This is a genomic window from Fodinibius sp. (genome assembly GCF_034521915.1).
Lineage (GTDB): Bacteria > Bacteroidota > Rhodothermia > Balneolales > Balneolaceae > Fodinibius.
On sequence record NZ_JAXHLU010000016.1, the window covers coordinates 215,206 to 229,537 of the forward strand.

General features: G+C 38.7%; 16 protein-coding genes. 10 read left to right on the forward strand and 6 right to left on the reverse strand.

Going from position 1 to position 14,332, the window contains the following annotated elements; translation table 11 throughout:
* Window positions 1-401 precede the first annotated feature (401 nt).
* Window positions 402-1,067 carry a peptide-methionine (S)-S-oxide reductase MsrA gene (msrA, locus tag U5J89_RS12260; RefSeq protein WP_322575924.1) on the reverse strand — a complete coding sequence of 222 codons (666 nt, stop codon included), beginning with the start codon at window positions 1,065-1,067 and terminating at the stop codon, window positions 402-404.
* A complete protein-coding gene (gene msrB / locus U5J89_RS12265; RefSeq protein WP_322575925.1) occupies window positions 1,064-1,672 on the reverse strand; it encodes a peptide-methionine (R)-S-oxide reductase MsrB in 609 nt (202 codons plus the stop codon). Before msrB ends, msrA begins: the two co-directional genes overlap by 4 nt.
* 489 nt (window positions 1,673-2,161) lie before the next feature.
* Between msrB and U5J89_RS12270 the strand changes: the two genes are divergently transcribed.
* Window positions 2,162-2,353 (forward strand): histone H1, encoded by a 192-nt coding sequence (locus U5J89_RS12270; protein ID WP_322575926.1) that lies wholly within the window; start codon window positions 2,162-2,164, stop codon window positions 2,351-2,353.
* A gap of 418 nt (window positions 2,354-2,771) precedes the next feature.
* Here U5J89_RS12270 and U5J89_RS12275 read toward each other — a convergent pair whose 3' ends face one another.
* On the reverse strand, window positions 2,772-3,296 hold the full coding sequence (locus tag U5J89_RS12275; protein WP_322575927.1) for a ferritin: 525 nt from the start codon (window positions 3,294-3,296) through the stop codon (window positions 2,772-2,774).
* Between the two features lie 326 nt (window positions 3,297-3,622).
* On the opposite strand from U5J89_RS12275, the gene U5J89_RS12280 reads away from it, so the two are divergent.
* A complete protein-coding gene (locus U5J89_RS12280; protein ID WP_322575928.1) occupies window positions 3,623-3,856 on the forward strand; it encodes a DUF6429 family protein in 234 nt (77 codons plus the stop codon).
* 281 nt (window positions 3,857-4,137) lie between these two features.
* On the opposite strand, the gene U5J89_RS12285 is transcribed toward U5J89_RS12280, so the two are convergent.
* Window positions 4,138-5,403, reverse strand: a complete 1,266-nt coding sequence (locus U5J89_RS12285) for a Fic family protein (protein ID WP_322575929.1) — start codon at window positions 5,401-5,403, stop codon at window positions 4,138-4,140.
* A gap of 730 nt (window positions 5,404-6,133) precedes the next feature.
* On the opposite strand from U5J89_RS12285, the gene U5J89_RS12290 reads away from it, so the two are divergent.
* Window positions 6,134-7,345 carry a tyrosine-type recombinase/integrase gene (locus U5J89_RS12290; protein ID WP_322575930.1) on the forward strand — a complete coding sequence of 404 codons (1,212 nt, stop codon included), beginning with the start codon at window positions 6,134-6,136 and terminating at the stop codon, window positions 7,343-7,345.
* A 57-nt stretch (window positions 7,346-7,402) separates the two neighbouring features.
* Here the strand turns inward: U5J89_RS12290 and U5J89_RS12295 are convergent, their stop codons facing one another.
* Complete coding sequence (locus U5J89_RS12295) at window positions 7,403-7,747, reverse strand: hypothetical protein (protein ID WP_322575931.1); 345 nt, start codon at window positions 7,745-7,747, stop codon at window positions 7,403-7,405.
* 379 nt (window positions 7,748-8,126) lie between these two features.
* On the opposite strand from U5J89_RS12295, the gene U5J89_RS12300 reads away from it, so the two are divergent.
* The 6 genes from U5J89_RS12300 (at window position 8,127) to U5J89_RS12325 (ending at window position 12,385) form a co-directional block, all read left to right on the forward strand.
* On the forward strand, window positions 8,127-9,113 hold the full coding sequence (locus U5J89_RS12300) for a hypothetical protein (RefSeq protein ID WP_322575932.1): 987 nt from the start codon (window positions 8,127-8,129) through the stop codon (window positions 9,111-9,113).
* Window positions 9,114-9,495: 382 nt separating this feature from the next.
* The gene (locus U5J89_RS12305; RefSeq protein WP_322575933.1) at window positions 9,496-9,906 is read left to right on the forward strand and encodes a hypothetical protein; all 411 of its coding nucleotides are present in this window, start codon (window positions 9,496-9,498) and stop codon (window positions 9,904-9,906) included.
* 67 nt (window positions 9,907-9,973) lie between these two features.
* Window positions 9,974-10,852, forward strand: a complete 879-nt coding sequence (locus U5J89_RS12310) for a hypothetical protein (RefSeq protein ID WP_322575934.1) — start codon at window positions 9,974-9,976, stop codon at window positions 10,850-10,852.
* A 128-nt stretch (window positions 10,853-10,980) separates the two neighbouring features.
* On the forward strand, window positions 10,981-11,502 hold the full coding sequence (locus tag U5J89_RS12315) for a hypothetical protein (RefSeq protein WP_322575935.1): 522 nt from the start codon (window positions 10,981-10,983) through the stop codon (window positions 11,500-11,502).
* Between the two features lie 71 nt (window positions 11,503-11,573).
* Window positions 11,574-11,921 carry a hypothetical protein gene (locus U5J89_RS12320; RefSeq protein WP_322575936.1) on the forward strand — a complete coding sequence of 116 codons (348 nt, stop codon included), beginning with the start codon at window positions 11,574-11,576 and terminating at the stop codon, window positions 11,919-11,921.
* A 239-nt stretch (window positions 11,922-12,160) separates the two neighbouring features.
* The gene (locus tag U5J89_RS12325) at window positions 12,161-12,385 is read left to right on the forward strand and encodes a hypothetical protein (protein ID WP_322575937.1); all 225 of its coding nucleotides are present in this window, start codon (window positions 12,161-12,163) and stop codon (window positions 12,383-12,385) included.
* Between the two features lie 44 nt (window positions 12,386-12,429).
* On the opposite strand, the gene U5J89_RS12330 is transcribed toward U5J89_RS12325, so the two are convergent.
* On the reverse strand, window positions 12,430-12,741 hold the full coding sequence (locus U5J89_RS12330; RefSeq protein WP_322575938.1) for a hypothetical protein: 312 nt from the start codon (window positions 12,739-12,741) through the stop codon (window positions 12,430-12,432).
* A gap of 139 nt (window positions 12,742-12,880) precedes the next feature.
* Here U5J89_RS12330 and U5J89_RS12335 point away from each other — a divergent pair, with 139 nt between their 5' ends.
* Window positions 12,881-13,708, forward strand: a complete 828-nt coding sequence (locus U5J89_RS12335) for a hypothetical protein (protein WP_322575939.1) — start codon at window positions 12,881-12,883, stop codon at window positions 13,706-13,708.
* The last annotated feature ends 624 nt before the right edge of the window (window positions 13,709-14,332 follow it).

Below are 14,332 nucleotides of genomic sequence, written 5' to 3' on the forward strand. Positions count from 1 at the left end.
AGATTATCACTCAATCCTACGCGAGTAATTTCAGGGAGATGGATTTGACTTCATTTGCTACGCTCATTCCATCTCCCGAAAGCTTTTGGAATCAGGATCTCGCAGGGACAAGAAACGTTGAGCAAGACTCTTGCCAGATCAACGATATAGTCCTTACGAGATCCCGGATCGGAGTCCGGGATGACATGACAGGTATTTCTTGGTTTTTGCCATCTAACCCAACCGCTAAACCCGTTATGAATAGTTTGTGGATACGCTAAATAATCGAGGCCTTTGCAAAACCCTCAAAATTTAGCTTGTCATTGCGAGCCTGAGAAGCAATCTCCCGATCAAAGCTTCTTAAAGGAGATCGCCACATTACATTCGCGATGACAGAATGGTTTTGCAAAGCCTTCTATTAATCAGGGATTGACAGACTCTTTTAGCATATGGGAAAACTCTTTACGGAATTTCTTAAGCTTTGGGGCAATGACCACTTGGCAGTATCCGGCATTGGGATTATTTTCGTAGTAATTCTGGTGGTAGTTTTCTGCTTTCGAATAGTTGCTGAGCGGTTCGATTTCCGTAACAATAGGATCTTCCCAAAGATCTGACTCATCAGTCTCTTTCAGCGATCGTTCGGCAATTTCTTTCTGCTTCTCATTGTGATAGAAGATGACCGACCGGTATTGTGGTCCCACATCCGGTCCCTGGCGATTTTTTGTGGTGGGATTATGCGTGTGCCAGAGAACAGTCAAAAGCTGGTCATAGCTGATGACAGAGGGATCAAACGTTATGCGGGTCACCTCGGCATGGCCGGTGTTGCCATTAACGACCTCTCTATAACTCGGGTCTTCTACATGCCCGCCTGCGTATCCCGCCTCAACAGATTTGACGCCCTTTAACTCTTCGAATATTGCTTCAACACACCAAAAACATCCTGCGCCAAAGGTAGCTTGTTCCAAGTTTTGGTTTTCTATTTGCACCTCATCTTTGGATGATTTCTGATCACCTGAGGTAGAAGTTGTTATCGCTGTGATACTTATAAATAAAACACCGGTCAATAAAATTGTGGTCAGCTTACTCATTGTTGTACCTCACTTTGGTTTTCCAAATTAGCATTCTTTTCAAACTGGAGGGCGGTTGAATTCATACAATATCGTAATCCCGTTGGTTCAGGCCCATCCTCGAATACATGTCCAATATGGGAACCACATCTGGCACAGACGATTTCCGTACGGGTCATGAAGTAGGAGTTGTCTTCCCGTTCTTCCACAACCTTTTCATGAATAGGTTTCCAAAAGCTGGGCCACCCGGTACCAGATTTATACTTTGTATCGGAATGAAAAAGCGGCAGCCCACATGCTTGGCAATAATATATTCCTTCCTCCTTGTTATCCCAGTACTCATTGGTGTAGGGTATTTCCGTTCCTCTATTTCGGAGAATCCTAAATTCGGAGTTGGTAAGTTGTTCCCTCCATTCCTCTTCGGTTTTGGTGATTTTCTCGATTTCGAAATCAATAGTATCAGCCGATACACTTTTTATAATTTGCTGAGAAAGGGCGGAAGAATGTATTGCTGCATGCCTGGACGCATCAGAAAACTCCTTCGATCCGCAAGATTGTAATACCAAGGCCGGGATTAGTAACACCAAAAAGATATTATAAGGCGCGTGTTTTTTAGCGTGATCCATAAAGTTATTCGTTTATTAAATTTGAAGTCGAACCATTATATAAATATTGGCGTGCAAAAAAGTATCACAGATTTATAACATTTTATTGTAGAATCTATCACACTGAGAAGGTAATAACGGAAAAAGCAGCGGAATAGGATTGGGACTAATATTTGCAGAGCTAAGATTAACTTATATAGGTCGATATACGTTCCATTCGATCGGTATCCACAAGTTAAGTGGGTATTTATCAGTTTGTTAGGCTTTCAACAAAAAGTAGAGAATGGATTAATAAGGTTAATCATGCCGCTAAGTTGAGTTTTAGTGGATCTTTGGGAAGAAATCGTTAAAGTGGGAAGGGCTTATTTTATTCCCTCGTGCTGCTTCGGCGGGATTTCCCTCGACTCTCCGTTGAAATTTTTCTATTTGTATACTCTCCTTATCTTTTAGTATATACTTATTTCAACCATGTACTTAAAGCAAAACAAAAATAAATAAACAAACGTAACTATGGATGAAAGCACAGTTAGTCTCTTCAATCAAATGAAAGAAGAGTGGGAAAAGTTAGAAGAAAACCACGAAGACTTCGATCAAAAGGATAATAAAGCTGCTGGTCGCAGAGCCAGAAAAGCTGCCAATAACTTGAAGAAGTTGTTGACTCCCTACAAGAAAGCTTCTGTAGACGAAGCCAAAGAAATGTAGGAAAAAGATCGAGTAAGTGTTAGATAAGGGTACGGATTATTCCGTACCCTTTTTCTATATACTCCCGTTCCTAAAATGATTTTATTTTGTGAATACTCAATAGGCTCTGCATTATTCCCCTGCTGAGATAGCAGAGTGTTGGGAGGTGGTAACAAATAGGATGTCGTTAGGTGGCTTTGTCAAATCTTATCGTTTAAAATATCGGAGCTGCTAAAAATTGTTATCCCATTTAATGCTGATGTTGTTAACGTAACAACTTATCAGCCAGTGATTTAACGGAAAAGCAACTACGGTTTTACCCGATTCAGCTTTAATTGAATTATATTAGTGCTTCTAAAAACAATTTTAAAGTCAAATGCCCCCTCCTTAAATCAGGGGGCATTTACAACCAACTCAATTAATAATAGGGTAGTTATATTTAGTTTTCGCTTTGCTCTGGTTCTTTTCCATTCTGGCCTTGTCTTTCTCCCATCTCGCGATCCAGTAAGTACATTCCAGAACCGTCTTCTCCAACTAATTTTAGTTTATCAATAATATCTTGCACCATCTCTTCTTCCTCTACCTGTTCATCAATAAACCAAAGTAATAAACTTTCGAGCGGATAATCGTCTTCCTCTCTGGCAAGCTTATACATCTTGTGGATACGTTTCGTAATATGCTGCTCCTGTTCAAGAGCCAATTCGAACGCTTTCCGCGGAGAATCAAATTGCGCTTTTGGTTTTTCAATATCTTGTAATATTGGACGCCCCTCTCTTTGAATTAGGTGATTATAGAACTTCATGGCATGTTCTATTTCCTCTTGCCACTGGGCTTTCAACCAGCTTGCAAAGCCACTAAGGTTTTTCTCTTCAAACCACGCCGACATTGCCAGATAAGCATACGCCGACTGAAACTCTTCTTGAATCTGATTGTTTATTTCTTCTTCTATATTTGGCTTAATCATAGTATCAAGTATTTAATTTCAATTATTGGCTGATTTTTTTATCCATTACCAACATACCATTATGCTACTAAATTGTCCCATATATACTTATTATTAAATACATTGTGCAACTCTATTGAAAAGGGCATGTTTAATCTCAGGCATTTTTAATGCCTAGTTCTACTTCCAGTTCAGCCACCTAATCCACCTTTAGACAACTCTTCTTGGTTTGATCGTTATTTCGAATTGAATCCTTGCAGTTCATCCTTTCTATTTCAAAATTGGTTTCGGGCTAATTTTTGTGGTAACAGGTGACCACAGTAAACCGAAATCTAAATTTTACGACAATGGAATACGATAAAGACAAAGTTGACGAGGTGGTACTGGCGCTTCTGTGGCTTACCATGTTTGAAGACAAATTTGGCACCCGAGCTTGGAAAGGGCACAGCTGGGAGCATCTGGATCGACTATATGAAAAGGGCTTTATTGACAATCCTAAATCGAAGGCCAAGTCTGTGGTGATCACCGAAGAAGGTGAAAAGAAATCGCAAGAGTTATTTGAAAAATATTTTGCCCTTTAGTATCCAATACGTGGATAGACAATTTATGGGCAAATGCCAGCTTCATTGAGTATTGGTCTTAGTTTTTCAGGAGAACCCAAAATTCAGCGGATATACCAAGCCATGGATTATCTGAATAATCGCTTTTGGTTAAATACCATTGACCATGGTATGGTTCAATTTAAAGTGAAGAGTCTTAAAAAAATGTGACTTTAGAGGGATAAAGTGATATTGGTATTAATCTTTCGGGTTTTAATATGTATTAATATTAAACTATCGGGTTTTAATAATTAATTTCTGTCTTAAAAAGGCAGGCGTAACCGAATACCTTCCTGATCAGCTTCGGTTGGATCCATAAAGGCATTGGTGGCTTCCATCTGAGCTCGGGCCTCATCGTACTTATCCCAACTGATAGCCTGCACATACTTTTGACCAAAATCCAAGGTACGAATCAGGGGATCGGATTGATGATTATGAGTTAATGCTTTTAATGCAGCCAGATAATTATTGCGGTACACCGTAGGGATGATAATTTTTTGTTGATCGGCGGCCACAAGTTCGGCATTCATCATGATGCGAGCTATACGACCATTGCCGTCCGTGAACGGATGCACTTCACTAACCAGGAACATCATAAATACCGCTTTCTGGAACGGATATTCCAAGCCACGGTAAATTTCGAATCCGCGTTCCAGGGTAGCCATGACTAGATCGGGTTGTACAAACTGGGTGCTACCTGCCACATTTATCTTGGACTTAAATTCACCCGGTTTTTTGTCTTTCCGTAGAGCCATTACGGTAGAATGTCGATTCTTTAACGAGGTAATAAAACCCTCGAAGTCTTCGGTTGTTTTGGCCATTTCTGAGTAGTTGGAAACGATCCGAAAGGTCCCCATCACATCATGGGCGTCTTCGGGACGTTCAGCTGGTATCGCATTGTTAAAAACAATATCTGCAGCCTCATCTACTTCAAATTCCGTTCCCTCGATAAAATTGGAAAAATAGGCCTCAAAGAAGGAAAGATTTACTCGTTCGTCCTGAGAAAGGTTGGTCGCAGAGCGAGTGTGGGGAGCAAAATCCGACAGGTCTTCAAAAAGTTTGAGGAATAGATCTACGCGATCGGGATCATACGGTTTTTGAGATTTCTGGGCTTTACCGACATCTGATTTAATGGTGGAATCGCGTGTGCCCTGTAGGCTGCCAATGAGATCGTCCAGCTTTTCATATTCTTCTTGCATATCCAGTTGCCCGGCTATTTCCCGGGCTCGATCGCGAATACTGTTGACATGGTCGGCCCCGCGAACCCGGAAAAGTTTGTCTAGGCGTTCTTCCATCTCTTCTTGCCGAAGAGTCCTTGGAATGGAACCTTTACGAGCTCGGGAAGGACGCATGTTTTCAAGGTAGGCTCTGGGTTCCGAGCTAATATGGAGGCTATTAATAAAAGGTCGGTCACTTTCCAGTGGCTCATGTCCTTTTCGCGGGTTGAAAATTACCCCAGGAATTTCTGTTATACGCTTTTTGGATGAAATGATAAATACCGATCCATCCTCTGCCGGTTTGTTTTCCAATGCCGTCCGGTCGGCAATGAGCGCATCGGAATAGTATTCGGATAGCAGGTCAACCCAATGCCGTTTGACAATAATTTCGGGATCATCAGTCAGGTTCTTTGTGTATAGGCGGGACCCAAGTTTTTTAAGCTACCTTTTTGAGGCAATGTATTAAACTTTCGGGATTTAGTATGGGTAGGGGGTAGGATAGAGTTGTAAACTTACGCAGCTAAAAATGTATAAACAGATGGGCTAAAGTTAAACTTTAATTTAAAAAGGAATCTATGAAATACGAGTGTTTAAAAGCTTCGGTAAAATTCAACAATATGGTTGGGGTCAAATGGATAGTAATATGCCAATGATCTTAGCACAAATTAAGCCCCGTTAGTCAGCTAAAAATAAGAGGGGTACGCCTCTAAAACTGATACCAGAGTAAGTATTAGTCTTAAGAGAGTAGAAATATTTGTAAACAGAAAAGCCCGTAACTCTTTGTGAGTCAAGTGCTTGGTAGGTAGTACGCCTGAGAGGATTCGAACCCCTAACCTCCTGATCCGTAATTAGTCACTTATAAAAAATTAACAAAATGCGGATGTATAAAATGCTGTTATTACATTATAAAGGGCGATTTTTTGTTTATTCAGTTTTTCCTACCTTGTGAAATATCCTCTGAAAGCCGTTTTGACTTGCCCAGAGAGTTCCCAGAGATAATACACCTGAGTTCTGCTCAGGTGGTCGAACCAAACAGACAACAATGCCAAAAAAGAAACTGACTAAGCGATTTATTGACAGTATTGGGAAACCTAATAAGCCCAAATCATATAGTGATAAAGGGGAGAAGGGTCTAATCCTTCGAGTCACTAAGACAGGGACTAAAACTTTTTCCTATCGGTATTATCAGGATGGTAATCAAAAAAGATATACTATAGGGCGGTACCCTTCTGTTTCTTTGGAAGATGCAAGAGAACAAGTCCAGCGTATGAAGGTCAACCTGTTGGATGGTGATGATCCTCAAGCAGATCGAAAAGAGAAACGTGATTCTGCCAAGTTTAGAGAGCTAGCTGATGATTTTAAAACCAAGCATCTAAGAATGCTTCGGGAGTCAACAAGAGTTGAATACGAGAGAATTATTGATGTAGAGTTAGTCCCAGAGTTAGGCTCCTATAGCGTGGATCAAATCGGTAAGACTCACATCCTTAGAGTTCTAGATGATAAGGCTTACAATGACAATTCTCCTACAATGGCTAACTACATCAGAAGAGTCCTCAGTAGTATCTATGCTTTTGGCGTGAAAAATGATTATGTGGACAGCAATCCAGTGGAGAAGAGCAGCCCTTATAAGACTGTTTCTAAGCAGCCAAACACCTTCTATAGTGAGGAAGATATTAAGGAGCTTTGGAAATTCTTTGGTGAGCAGAATCAGCCAATGGGAGAGCTGCTGAAAATGTTGCTACTTACAGGGCAGCGAAAAACTGAGACGGCTAACATGAGATGGACAGATATCAAGCGTGATGTCTGGACAATCCCTGGAGAGCTTGCTAAAAATGGTGAGCCACATGAAGTCCCTCTTGGAAAGATTGCTCAGGGTATTATTGAGGATCTTAAACCTTACAGTGGTGACAGTGATTATGTTTTTCTTTCCCCACGCAATGATAGCGCTCCTTTAAAGTCCACGAAAAACGCTGCCATACGAGCTAGAAAACAGACAGAAGTTTCTGATTTTAAGGTTCATAATCTTCGTAGAACTGTAGCTACTCACATGGCTAAGATGGGGATTGATAGGAATACAGTAGGGAGGGTTTTAAACCATAAACAGTCTAGCGGTGATGATCTTATCACTGCTCTTTATGATAGGCACTCCTACCTGGAGCAGAAAGAAAAAGCTCTGCAGAAATGGGAGGTCAAGCTTTACAAAATAATGGGAGCTAGCAGTGCTCAGCTAATGATGTTAGGGTATGATGGGTGATTAGGTCTGTGTTTGATCACGCTAAGGGCAGGGGCCAATTAGGTCTCTGCCCTTTTTCTATTCTGACTCATCACTCCATTTACGTGGTGTATAATCAATGCTTGTCTTTCTGTTAGGATGTTCTTCAAGATCAATAGGTGAGAAATCAAACATATGCTCCTGGTTGGGATTTAGGTCAATCTCATTTTGTTTACCACTGGTAGTATAGGCAATAATTTCAGTGATGCGTTTTAAGTAGTTTGAGGTTTTCCAATTTTTCCTCTTGGCTCTCTCAGCAACCAACTTCAAGTGATGGGTTAGTTTGTTATAGTCAACGCTCTTACGTGGCTTATTTTTCTTTACGTAAACCCTGAGTTGTTGATGAAAAGAGTCCAAGAAATCAGCCCGCTTCTTACAATCCAAGTAGATCTTTTTTATGTCTTTTCTTTGTTGCTCATACATGGTATTAGCATAGTAGGAAAAATAGGAGAGAGAAGCTATTTAGTAGTCTCTAAAATAGCTGGCCTCATATTTATTTTGTCCACATTTACAATACTTCCCTCAGTAAAAAGCCTTCCTATATATACCAATATGACTAATCTTTACTTCAACATATCGGATTGATTACGGTTGCAGCATAATGGCAGCTAAGTACAGATGGATTTGCCTAGAAAAGCTATTCTCGACTACGTTCATGATTTGTGAGCCATGAACGTATAAGGGCTTCAAGCCAAGGATCAGACAATGGATAATCCTTTTCAATAGTGGTATGTTCCTAGCATAACTAAAAAACATATAAAGTATGATCCATTATTTTCGAGGGCAGTATATTTCATTTGAAGAGGGGAAGAGAATTTACGATTCCCAACCAAGCTTAAGAGAATTTTCTTTTGTTGAAGAATTAACGTTTGAAGATTGGAAGGAGAAAAATATTCCGCCCCCTCCCGCTTTTTATTGGAAGAAAATTCGAAATTATTTTGTTGTCGGTTTGGAGTGGTATGAGTATTGGGCGGGAATATTTTTTGACACTTCCTACGACCCGCCATTAATGAGTAAGGAAGAGTACAAAAAAGTAAAGGAGGCAAAAGAAAGGGTTTACCGATTAGGTATAGAGATGATGGTAGACTCAAAGATTCTAAAAATGAAAGAAGAGATGGAAGGGCTCCCGATTGAAGAAAAAGAAGTATTTTTGGAGCTTGAAATAAGTTCAATTAATGAAAGCTTCCCTAAGGAACTTCTTAGAAAGGTATATAAAGGAGATTTATCCATTAGGGAAGTTACTCCATCCGATTATAGAATAGTCCATAATTTTTATGAAAGATTTGAAAAGGGAAAAGATATTTTAATTAGTGAAATCACTTATCCCGATACAGGAAAAACTGAGTCAAGAGATTTAATATATTTTGATGACCTCTTTGCAGCTCACGTAGGTTATGGTTACCTGAAGAAATTAAAGAAACTTAAAAAAGAGATTGAGACCCATAGTGAAAAAGTATCGAATGAGGCTAAAAATTCTGAACTTTCTGAGGAAGAGCGTTATAAAATAATCTTGAATGCTCCAGAAGGAATAAAAGCTGGAAAAATGGCTTTTATGCATTACTTAAAAAGAAACAATGAGAAAGTGAGAACTTGGGGGGATGCACTAAATATTGCAAACGAATTTTATTTGAAATACAAAGGTAAAAAGTTGTACAAAAGTGAGAATAGTTTTTTTGTAAGCCATTCAACCTTCCAAAAAACTGAAGACGGGCAACATAAGCTTAATAAAATACTTAACCGAGTTAAGTAGAAGCTTAAGCCATTCTACAAACATATTACGGGTGCATTAAAACGATAAACAAACCGCATCCGTAATGAAAAAATCAATTATTCGTACCAACCCGACAAGAATTCAAGAAGATTCTATCAGAGACGGTAGGATTCATTCTTGACAAATGCATCCCTAAGATAATCCGGCGGACAAACCGCAAGGAATATTTCCTAGCAGCCCAGTTAGCGGGCTGCCCCCATCACATATTACAAATTCTTCGATCCGACTTTCTACTCCCAGGAAGGCCGAAAGGTTTTCTATCGGACCGAGGACGTCGAAAAATTTATGGAAGAGAGACGTATCTCCTCTCATAAATAGCCCTCTCATCATATCAATAACAAATCACAAAACAATATTAATTATGAATGACAATACTAGTACATCAAAAAACTCTATTGAACAACAGATAAACATGCTATCCCACTGGCAAATTCGGCTCTGTGAGTCTTTGGACCAGGTGAAAGGAAAAGAGCTCAAGCAGGTGCTTCGATTCGCTAGATGGTACATAAGAGAAAGACTTATGGAGCTAATAGAAAAAGCAAATTGTGAGATGAAAAAAGCTACAAGTGATGAATTCTACACAGCCTTGTATGTCACTTATGAAAGTGAAATCAATGAATGCCAACAGGCTCTTGACGGCAACGAAAAGGTCTGGGACGCAACGGGAGAATTGTTGCCTAAAGAGCAGCTGGAGGGACGTATAGAAGCCTTCGAGCCTTTAATGCAAGAATGTGCCATGCAACTGTGTGAACAGTGCCAAGAGCACAAATAATTAAAACGGAGGGGGCTTAATTTTCCCTTCCTCCTTAAACAAACATTCAAAAAATAATATCAATATTATGAAGAAATCTAATCTTACAGAAGAGTGGGAAATATATTTCGACGAACTGGGAATCTCATTCTTATCTGAGGAAGAGGTAACTATTGCCAATGGTGAAACTTATAGGCCAACATTCTATTTGCCTGAATACCAATGCTTTGCTCAGGTAAATGATGGACCTTTTGATAAGTCTGACTTTGAGAATATCCGACACCTAGTAAAAGATACCAACATACCTTTAGTACTCTTAAATAAGGACCCAAAGCTTAGCAGCTACCAAATGATAGTTGCAGACGAAAACGGCCCAAATGGGATTCGCTTCGAGGACATAAACCTTTGCAACCACCCACATCGTCCCGAAAAAGATGAATTCGTCAAGAATGTTTTCTTAGAAAACGAGGAAATGTTTAAAGAGGTTGGTCTAAATAGTGTTATTTCGGCGGTTAAAAAGGCAAAGGGAACATCGGAAGAAAGTAGTCCTCTCGAAAAGCAATGGATGATATATTTTGATGAGCTCAACATAGATAATCAGCCTAGAAAACGGGTAAATCTTAAGGATGGTACACAGCATACCTTTTCATTCTATTTGCCCGAACTTGAGTGTTTGGTTGAGGTAGTTGGACCGCCAATAACAAACTCCCATTATAATAAACTTTTGCAAGCTGTTGTTGAGACAGAGACGCCGGTTGTATTCATCGAAGGCTCTCCAAATTTCAGGTTTTATGAAATGATAATCCCACAGGGAGGAGAGGATTATGATGTAAAAGCAATAAATATAATACAAGAGGGCAAGAAGTTTGTTGAACTTGAAGTGCCGATGGATACCAAAGGCGAATTTAAAAGCGAAGGATTCTCGGAAGCAATAACAGCGATAGAAAAAAGCCAATATTTAACATAGAGAGTCCACCAGTTAATACGCACACTGGATAGTATACCAGCGGGATTCAAAATAAGTATCCACTAAGTACCTGAATTCCGCTGGTCATATCCAACAGATAACAACAACGATAACTTAAATCAAAGAAGATGAATAAAGAAAACACTAAATCCATTCAACCACCATTCATTATGGAGGAAGAGATAAGTATGAATAAAGCTGACCTTACAGATAGTATAACTCTGGATGAAGCTGTTGAGAATAACGACGTAGAAACATTAGAATTTTTTCTCACAACTAAATCCAATTTACTTCAAAGCTATGGTATCCTTGAAGGTCTAAACACCTATGTTGCAATAGAGGAGGAAGAGAATAGAAAAACAAGTTCTATCTACAGATATAGGGTAAGTTTCTTTTTAAAAGAGGTACTCAAAAGGTGTGAAGAAGAGGAGATCGACATCTCTCATGATGTAAAGAGAAAAGCTAATTTCGCATTAATACGAGCAAGTCTGGGTGAAATAGAGGAAATACAGCATATTATTGCCAATGATTTGGAATATGATCATATCCATCCTGATATCCCCAAAGAGGTTATTTCTCTCCCCAAATTGCTCAGGATCATTGAAGGTGATGCTAAAATGCAATTGGAGGAATTGCTAGCAACCCTGTAAAAGTAAAATAATGGACCTGCCTGACGAATAGGCGGGTCCATTTTAATTTAATTTTAAATGAAAATCTTTTTATGAAGAAAGAACACCCAAATAAGGATAATACCGTAATAACCTTTACGGCATTAGAGTACGAGTCCGGAAGAGACGAGAAGCTTGCCGATCTTATCGGTGAGCATAATCCTCCCACGGAAGAGGTTCAGATTTCACTTAAACTTGAAGAGGTAAAGGAGTATAAGCAGTCCAAGTTTAAAGGATTGACAGAACTAGTAACCGAAGGGGGAGATACCTACATCATTGATGAAGAATGGGCCCAATTTGATTGGCGATATAAGTATGAAACAGGCCAGCATCCCGAGGAAACATGGAAAGTTCATAGATCTCTCAATGGACTAGTTAAAATTCGAACCTATCACAACTAAACTCCATCGTTTTTGGCTCACTTCCTTCTGGGAGGTGGGCCTTTTTTATTTAAACCTGCTATAGGAAGCTTTAAAAGGCTATTTGAAAATAAAATTTGGAATTGGTTTAAATTTTTACCTTCTTGTCTACTACTGTGACGATAACAGCCCTCCTGACAACTTTTTTCTGAAAACTCCTTTCTCGACAACAGTCCCTACAGACAACTAAATTATATAATTCAACCACTAATTTAGTTACAATGACCGTACACGAATACAAAGATATAGACGCTACACTTTACGACATCGACATTATAATTGAAGAGCTTCCAGAGTATTTAGATGCTCAGATAGAAAAAGTAGAGTGGGCTATCAGCGAAATCAACAAACTAAGCAGGGCTACAACTTGCCCTGATGAGCTTCAGTTAATTGAGAGGAAATCTCAATTTAAAAAGGCACTCAAAAGACTAAAAGCTGCAAAATAAAATAACCTTTAAAAGCCTGCCTGGATACTCCAGGTGGGCTTTTTCTATGGGTTCAGATCTATTCCGAGTTGGAGGTTGTTTGTTACCTCAACTTCAGTGTCACCTACACCATATGCTTTAACGTCTTGGTTGTTATAACCTCCATTTGGATATTCCCATACATTAATATCCAAAGTGAACTCACCTCCGTTATCAAATGCATAAGTATTGTTGACATTATGTCTTGATTCAGTTCCCATGCTTCTTTCATCAGTTTCTACAACCTCAAAGTAGAGATCCTCAGCATTGATTGTAGCCTCTTCTCCAGTGTCTTTGTTTTTTATAGTGATGCTTCCTGATTTGGTTACGTGTCCCATGTTGAATGGTTTTAAATTGTTTGTAGTTTGAATTAATAAAACAAGAGGATGGAGGAAACACAAAAAGGCATTGAAAAAAGATGGTCTTATGACTATTTAATATTTCAGAATTCACAGTGGAAAATAAGCTAAATCATACATGAGTAGGAAATATTACGCTTCAAGAAAAGGAAATAATTCATTGTCAAACATTGATCTCTATGAGAGGTTTGTAGATACCTTTAATTATTTCAAAAGGGATGATTATTTTATTGAATATTTAGGAGTTACTCCTAATAACATTTCAGAAAAAGCAAAATATCTCTCTAGCATCTCATTAAATAATCAGATTTTTCCTGTTGAAGAATGGAGCAGGAAAATGAAATTAAATGAGGATTTAATACTAAGTTGTATTGAGTTTCTATATGACAATATATCTAAACCAGGTGAACCTATAACAGAGACTATGGGTTTTTCGGAATACGTGGTGGATTATAGGAGTTATAATCAAAAGGCAGCACAAGAGGTTTTTCGAGAAAAAGTTAACATATTTTTAGCTGATTATGCTGAAGGATATGAGTTAAATGAAGAGGGTGAGATTGTAGAGATAGGTGGTGAAGGGCTAAGGCATATTCTTAATGCTGAGATACCAGAATATGATTTTGATAATGTAGATCTTAGGGTAAAAGAAGCTATCCATATCTGGAAAAGTAGAAATGCCGATATTTCAGACAAGAAGGAGGCCATTAATAAATTAGCAGATGTTTTTGAGTGGTTAAAAAAGAACGATGAGTTAGATAAAGTCCTAAATAATAAGGATGAAAATGCCCTCTTTCATATAGTAAATAAATTTGCTATTAGACATCACAATCCAGACCAAAAGGATAATTATGATGAAAATATATGGTACTCATGGATGTTTCACTTTTATCTAGCATCATATCATGCAGCAATTAGACTTTTAAAAAGAGAAGAGGAAGAAATTTGAAGAAAAATAAAATTAGGCTTGAAATTCTCAGTTTAAAAAAGCACTCAGAAGACTAAAAACTGCAAAATAAGGTAGAAATCACCAGATATTTTTAATAGAATATAGGTGGATTGGGCAATATTTTACGTCATTCATTATTGTGCCCTGTCCAACAACCTAAGACCGATAACAGGAAACAGAAAAACTCACAACTCCTTAGGTGTGTTTTTTGTAGCTTCGAGCTTATTCCCACCGCACAACTTCCCAACAAGAAAACTGGTAACGAACTAAATGCGCTTTCTGCTGTTCAAGTAGGAAGCGTATTTAATTCCTTCCTAAAGAACCGAAAACCATTCTTACAATAAACAACACTATCCAGGACAAAAAGCCTAGGATAGGTAATGGGTCTCTAAACCGCTGCCTTACATAATTTAAGAGGTGATGAGTTTACTAAAAAAAAAGAGATTGCCAAGGATACATCTCCCTAATAGACAACTAACTCACAGAAAAACGAGAAACCAAGCACTTCAGACCATAGTAGGAGATCAATTCCTGGCTAAAAGTCTAAAGAAGATGTTTGCGGTGGTGCCCAAAACTTGAACAACAGGCAAGTACATAAAAACGGAGGCCACTCCCACAACAGCG

What these genes read in the sequence shown, in the direction of transcription:
- U5J89_RS12325 (WP_322575937.1), top strand. Translation starts at nt 12,161, where the DNA reads ATGACCGTACACGAATACAAAGATATAGACGCTACACTTTACGACATC.
- U5J89_RS12315 (WP_322575935.1), top strand. Translation starts at nt 10,981, where the DNA reads ATGAATAAAGAAAACACTAAATCCATTCAACCACCATTCATTATGGAG.
- U5J89_RS12320 (WP_322575936.1), top strand. Translation starts at nt 11,574, where the DNA reads ATGAAGAAAGAACACCCAAATAAGGATAATACCGTAATAACCTTTACG.
- U5J89_RS12335 (WP_322575939.1), top strand. Translation starts at nt 12,881, where the DNA reads ATGAGTAGGAAATATTACGCTTCAAGAAAAGGAAATAATTCATTGTCA.
- U5J89_RS12305 (WP_322575933.1), top strand. Translation starts at nt 9,496, where the DNA reads ATGAATGACAATACTAGTACATCAAAAAACTCTATTGAACAACAGATA.
- U5J89_RS12310 (WP_322575934.1), top strand. Translation starts at nt 9,974, where the DNA reads ATGAAGAAATCTAATCTTACAGAAGAGTGGGAAATATATTTCGACGAA.
- msrB (WP_322575925.1), bottom strand. Translation starts at nt 1,672, where the DNA reads ATGGATCACGCTAAAAAACACGCGCCTTATAATATCTTTTTGGTGTTA.
- U5J89_RS12330 (WP_322575938.1), bottom strand. Translation starts at nt 12,741, where the DNA reads ATGGGACACGTAACCAAATCAGGAAGCATCACTATAAAAAACAAAGAC.
- U5J89_RS12270 (WP_322575926.1), top strand. Translation starts at nt 2,162, where the DNA reads ATGGATGAAAGCACAGTTAGTCTCTTCAATCAAATGAAAGAAGAGTGG.
- U5J89_RS12300 (WP_322575932.1), top strand. Translation starts at nt 8,127, where the DNA reads ATGATCCATTATTTTCGAGGGCAGTATATTTCATTTGAAGAGGGGAAG.
- U5J89_RS12275 (WP_322575927.1), bottom strand. Translation starts at nt 3,296, where the DNA reads ATGATTAAGCCAAATATAGAAGAAGAAATAAACAATCAGATTCAAGAA.
- msrA (WP_322575924.1), bottom strand. Translation starts at nt 1,067, where the DNA reads ATGAGTAAGCTGACCACAATTTTATTGACCGGTGTTTTATTTATAAGT.
- U5J89_RS12280 (WP_322575928.1), top strand. Translation starts at nt 3,623, where the DNA reads ATGGAATACGATAAAGACAAAGTTGACGAGGTGGTACTGGCGCTTCTG.
- U5J89_RS12290 (WP_322575930.1), top strand. Translation starts at nt 6,134, where the DNA reads ATGCCAAAAAAGAAACTGACTAAGCGATTTATTGACAGTATTGGGAAA.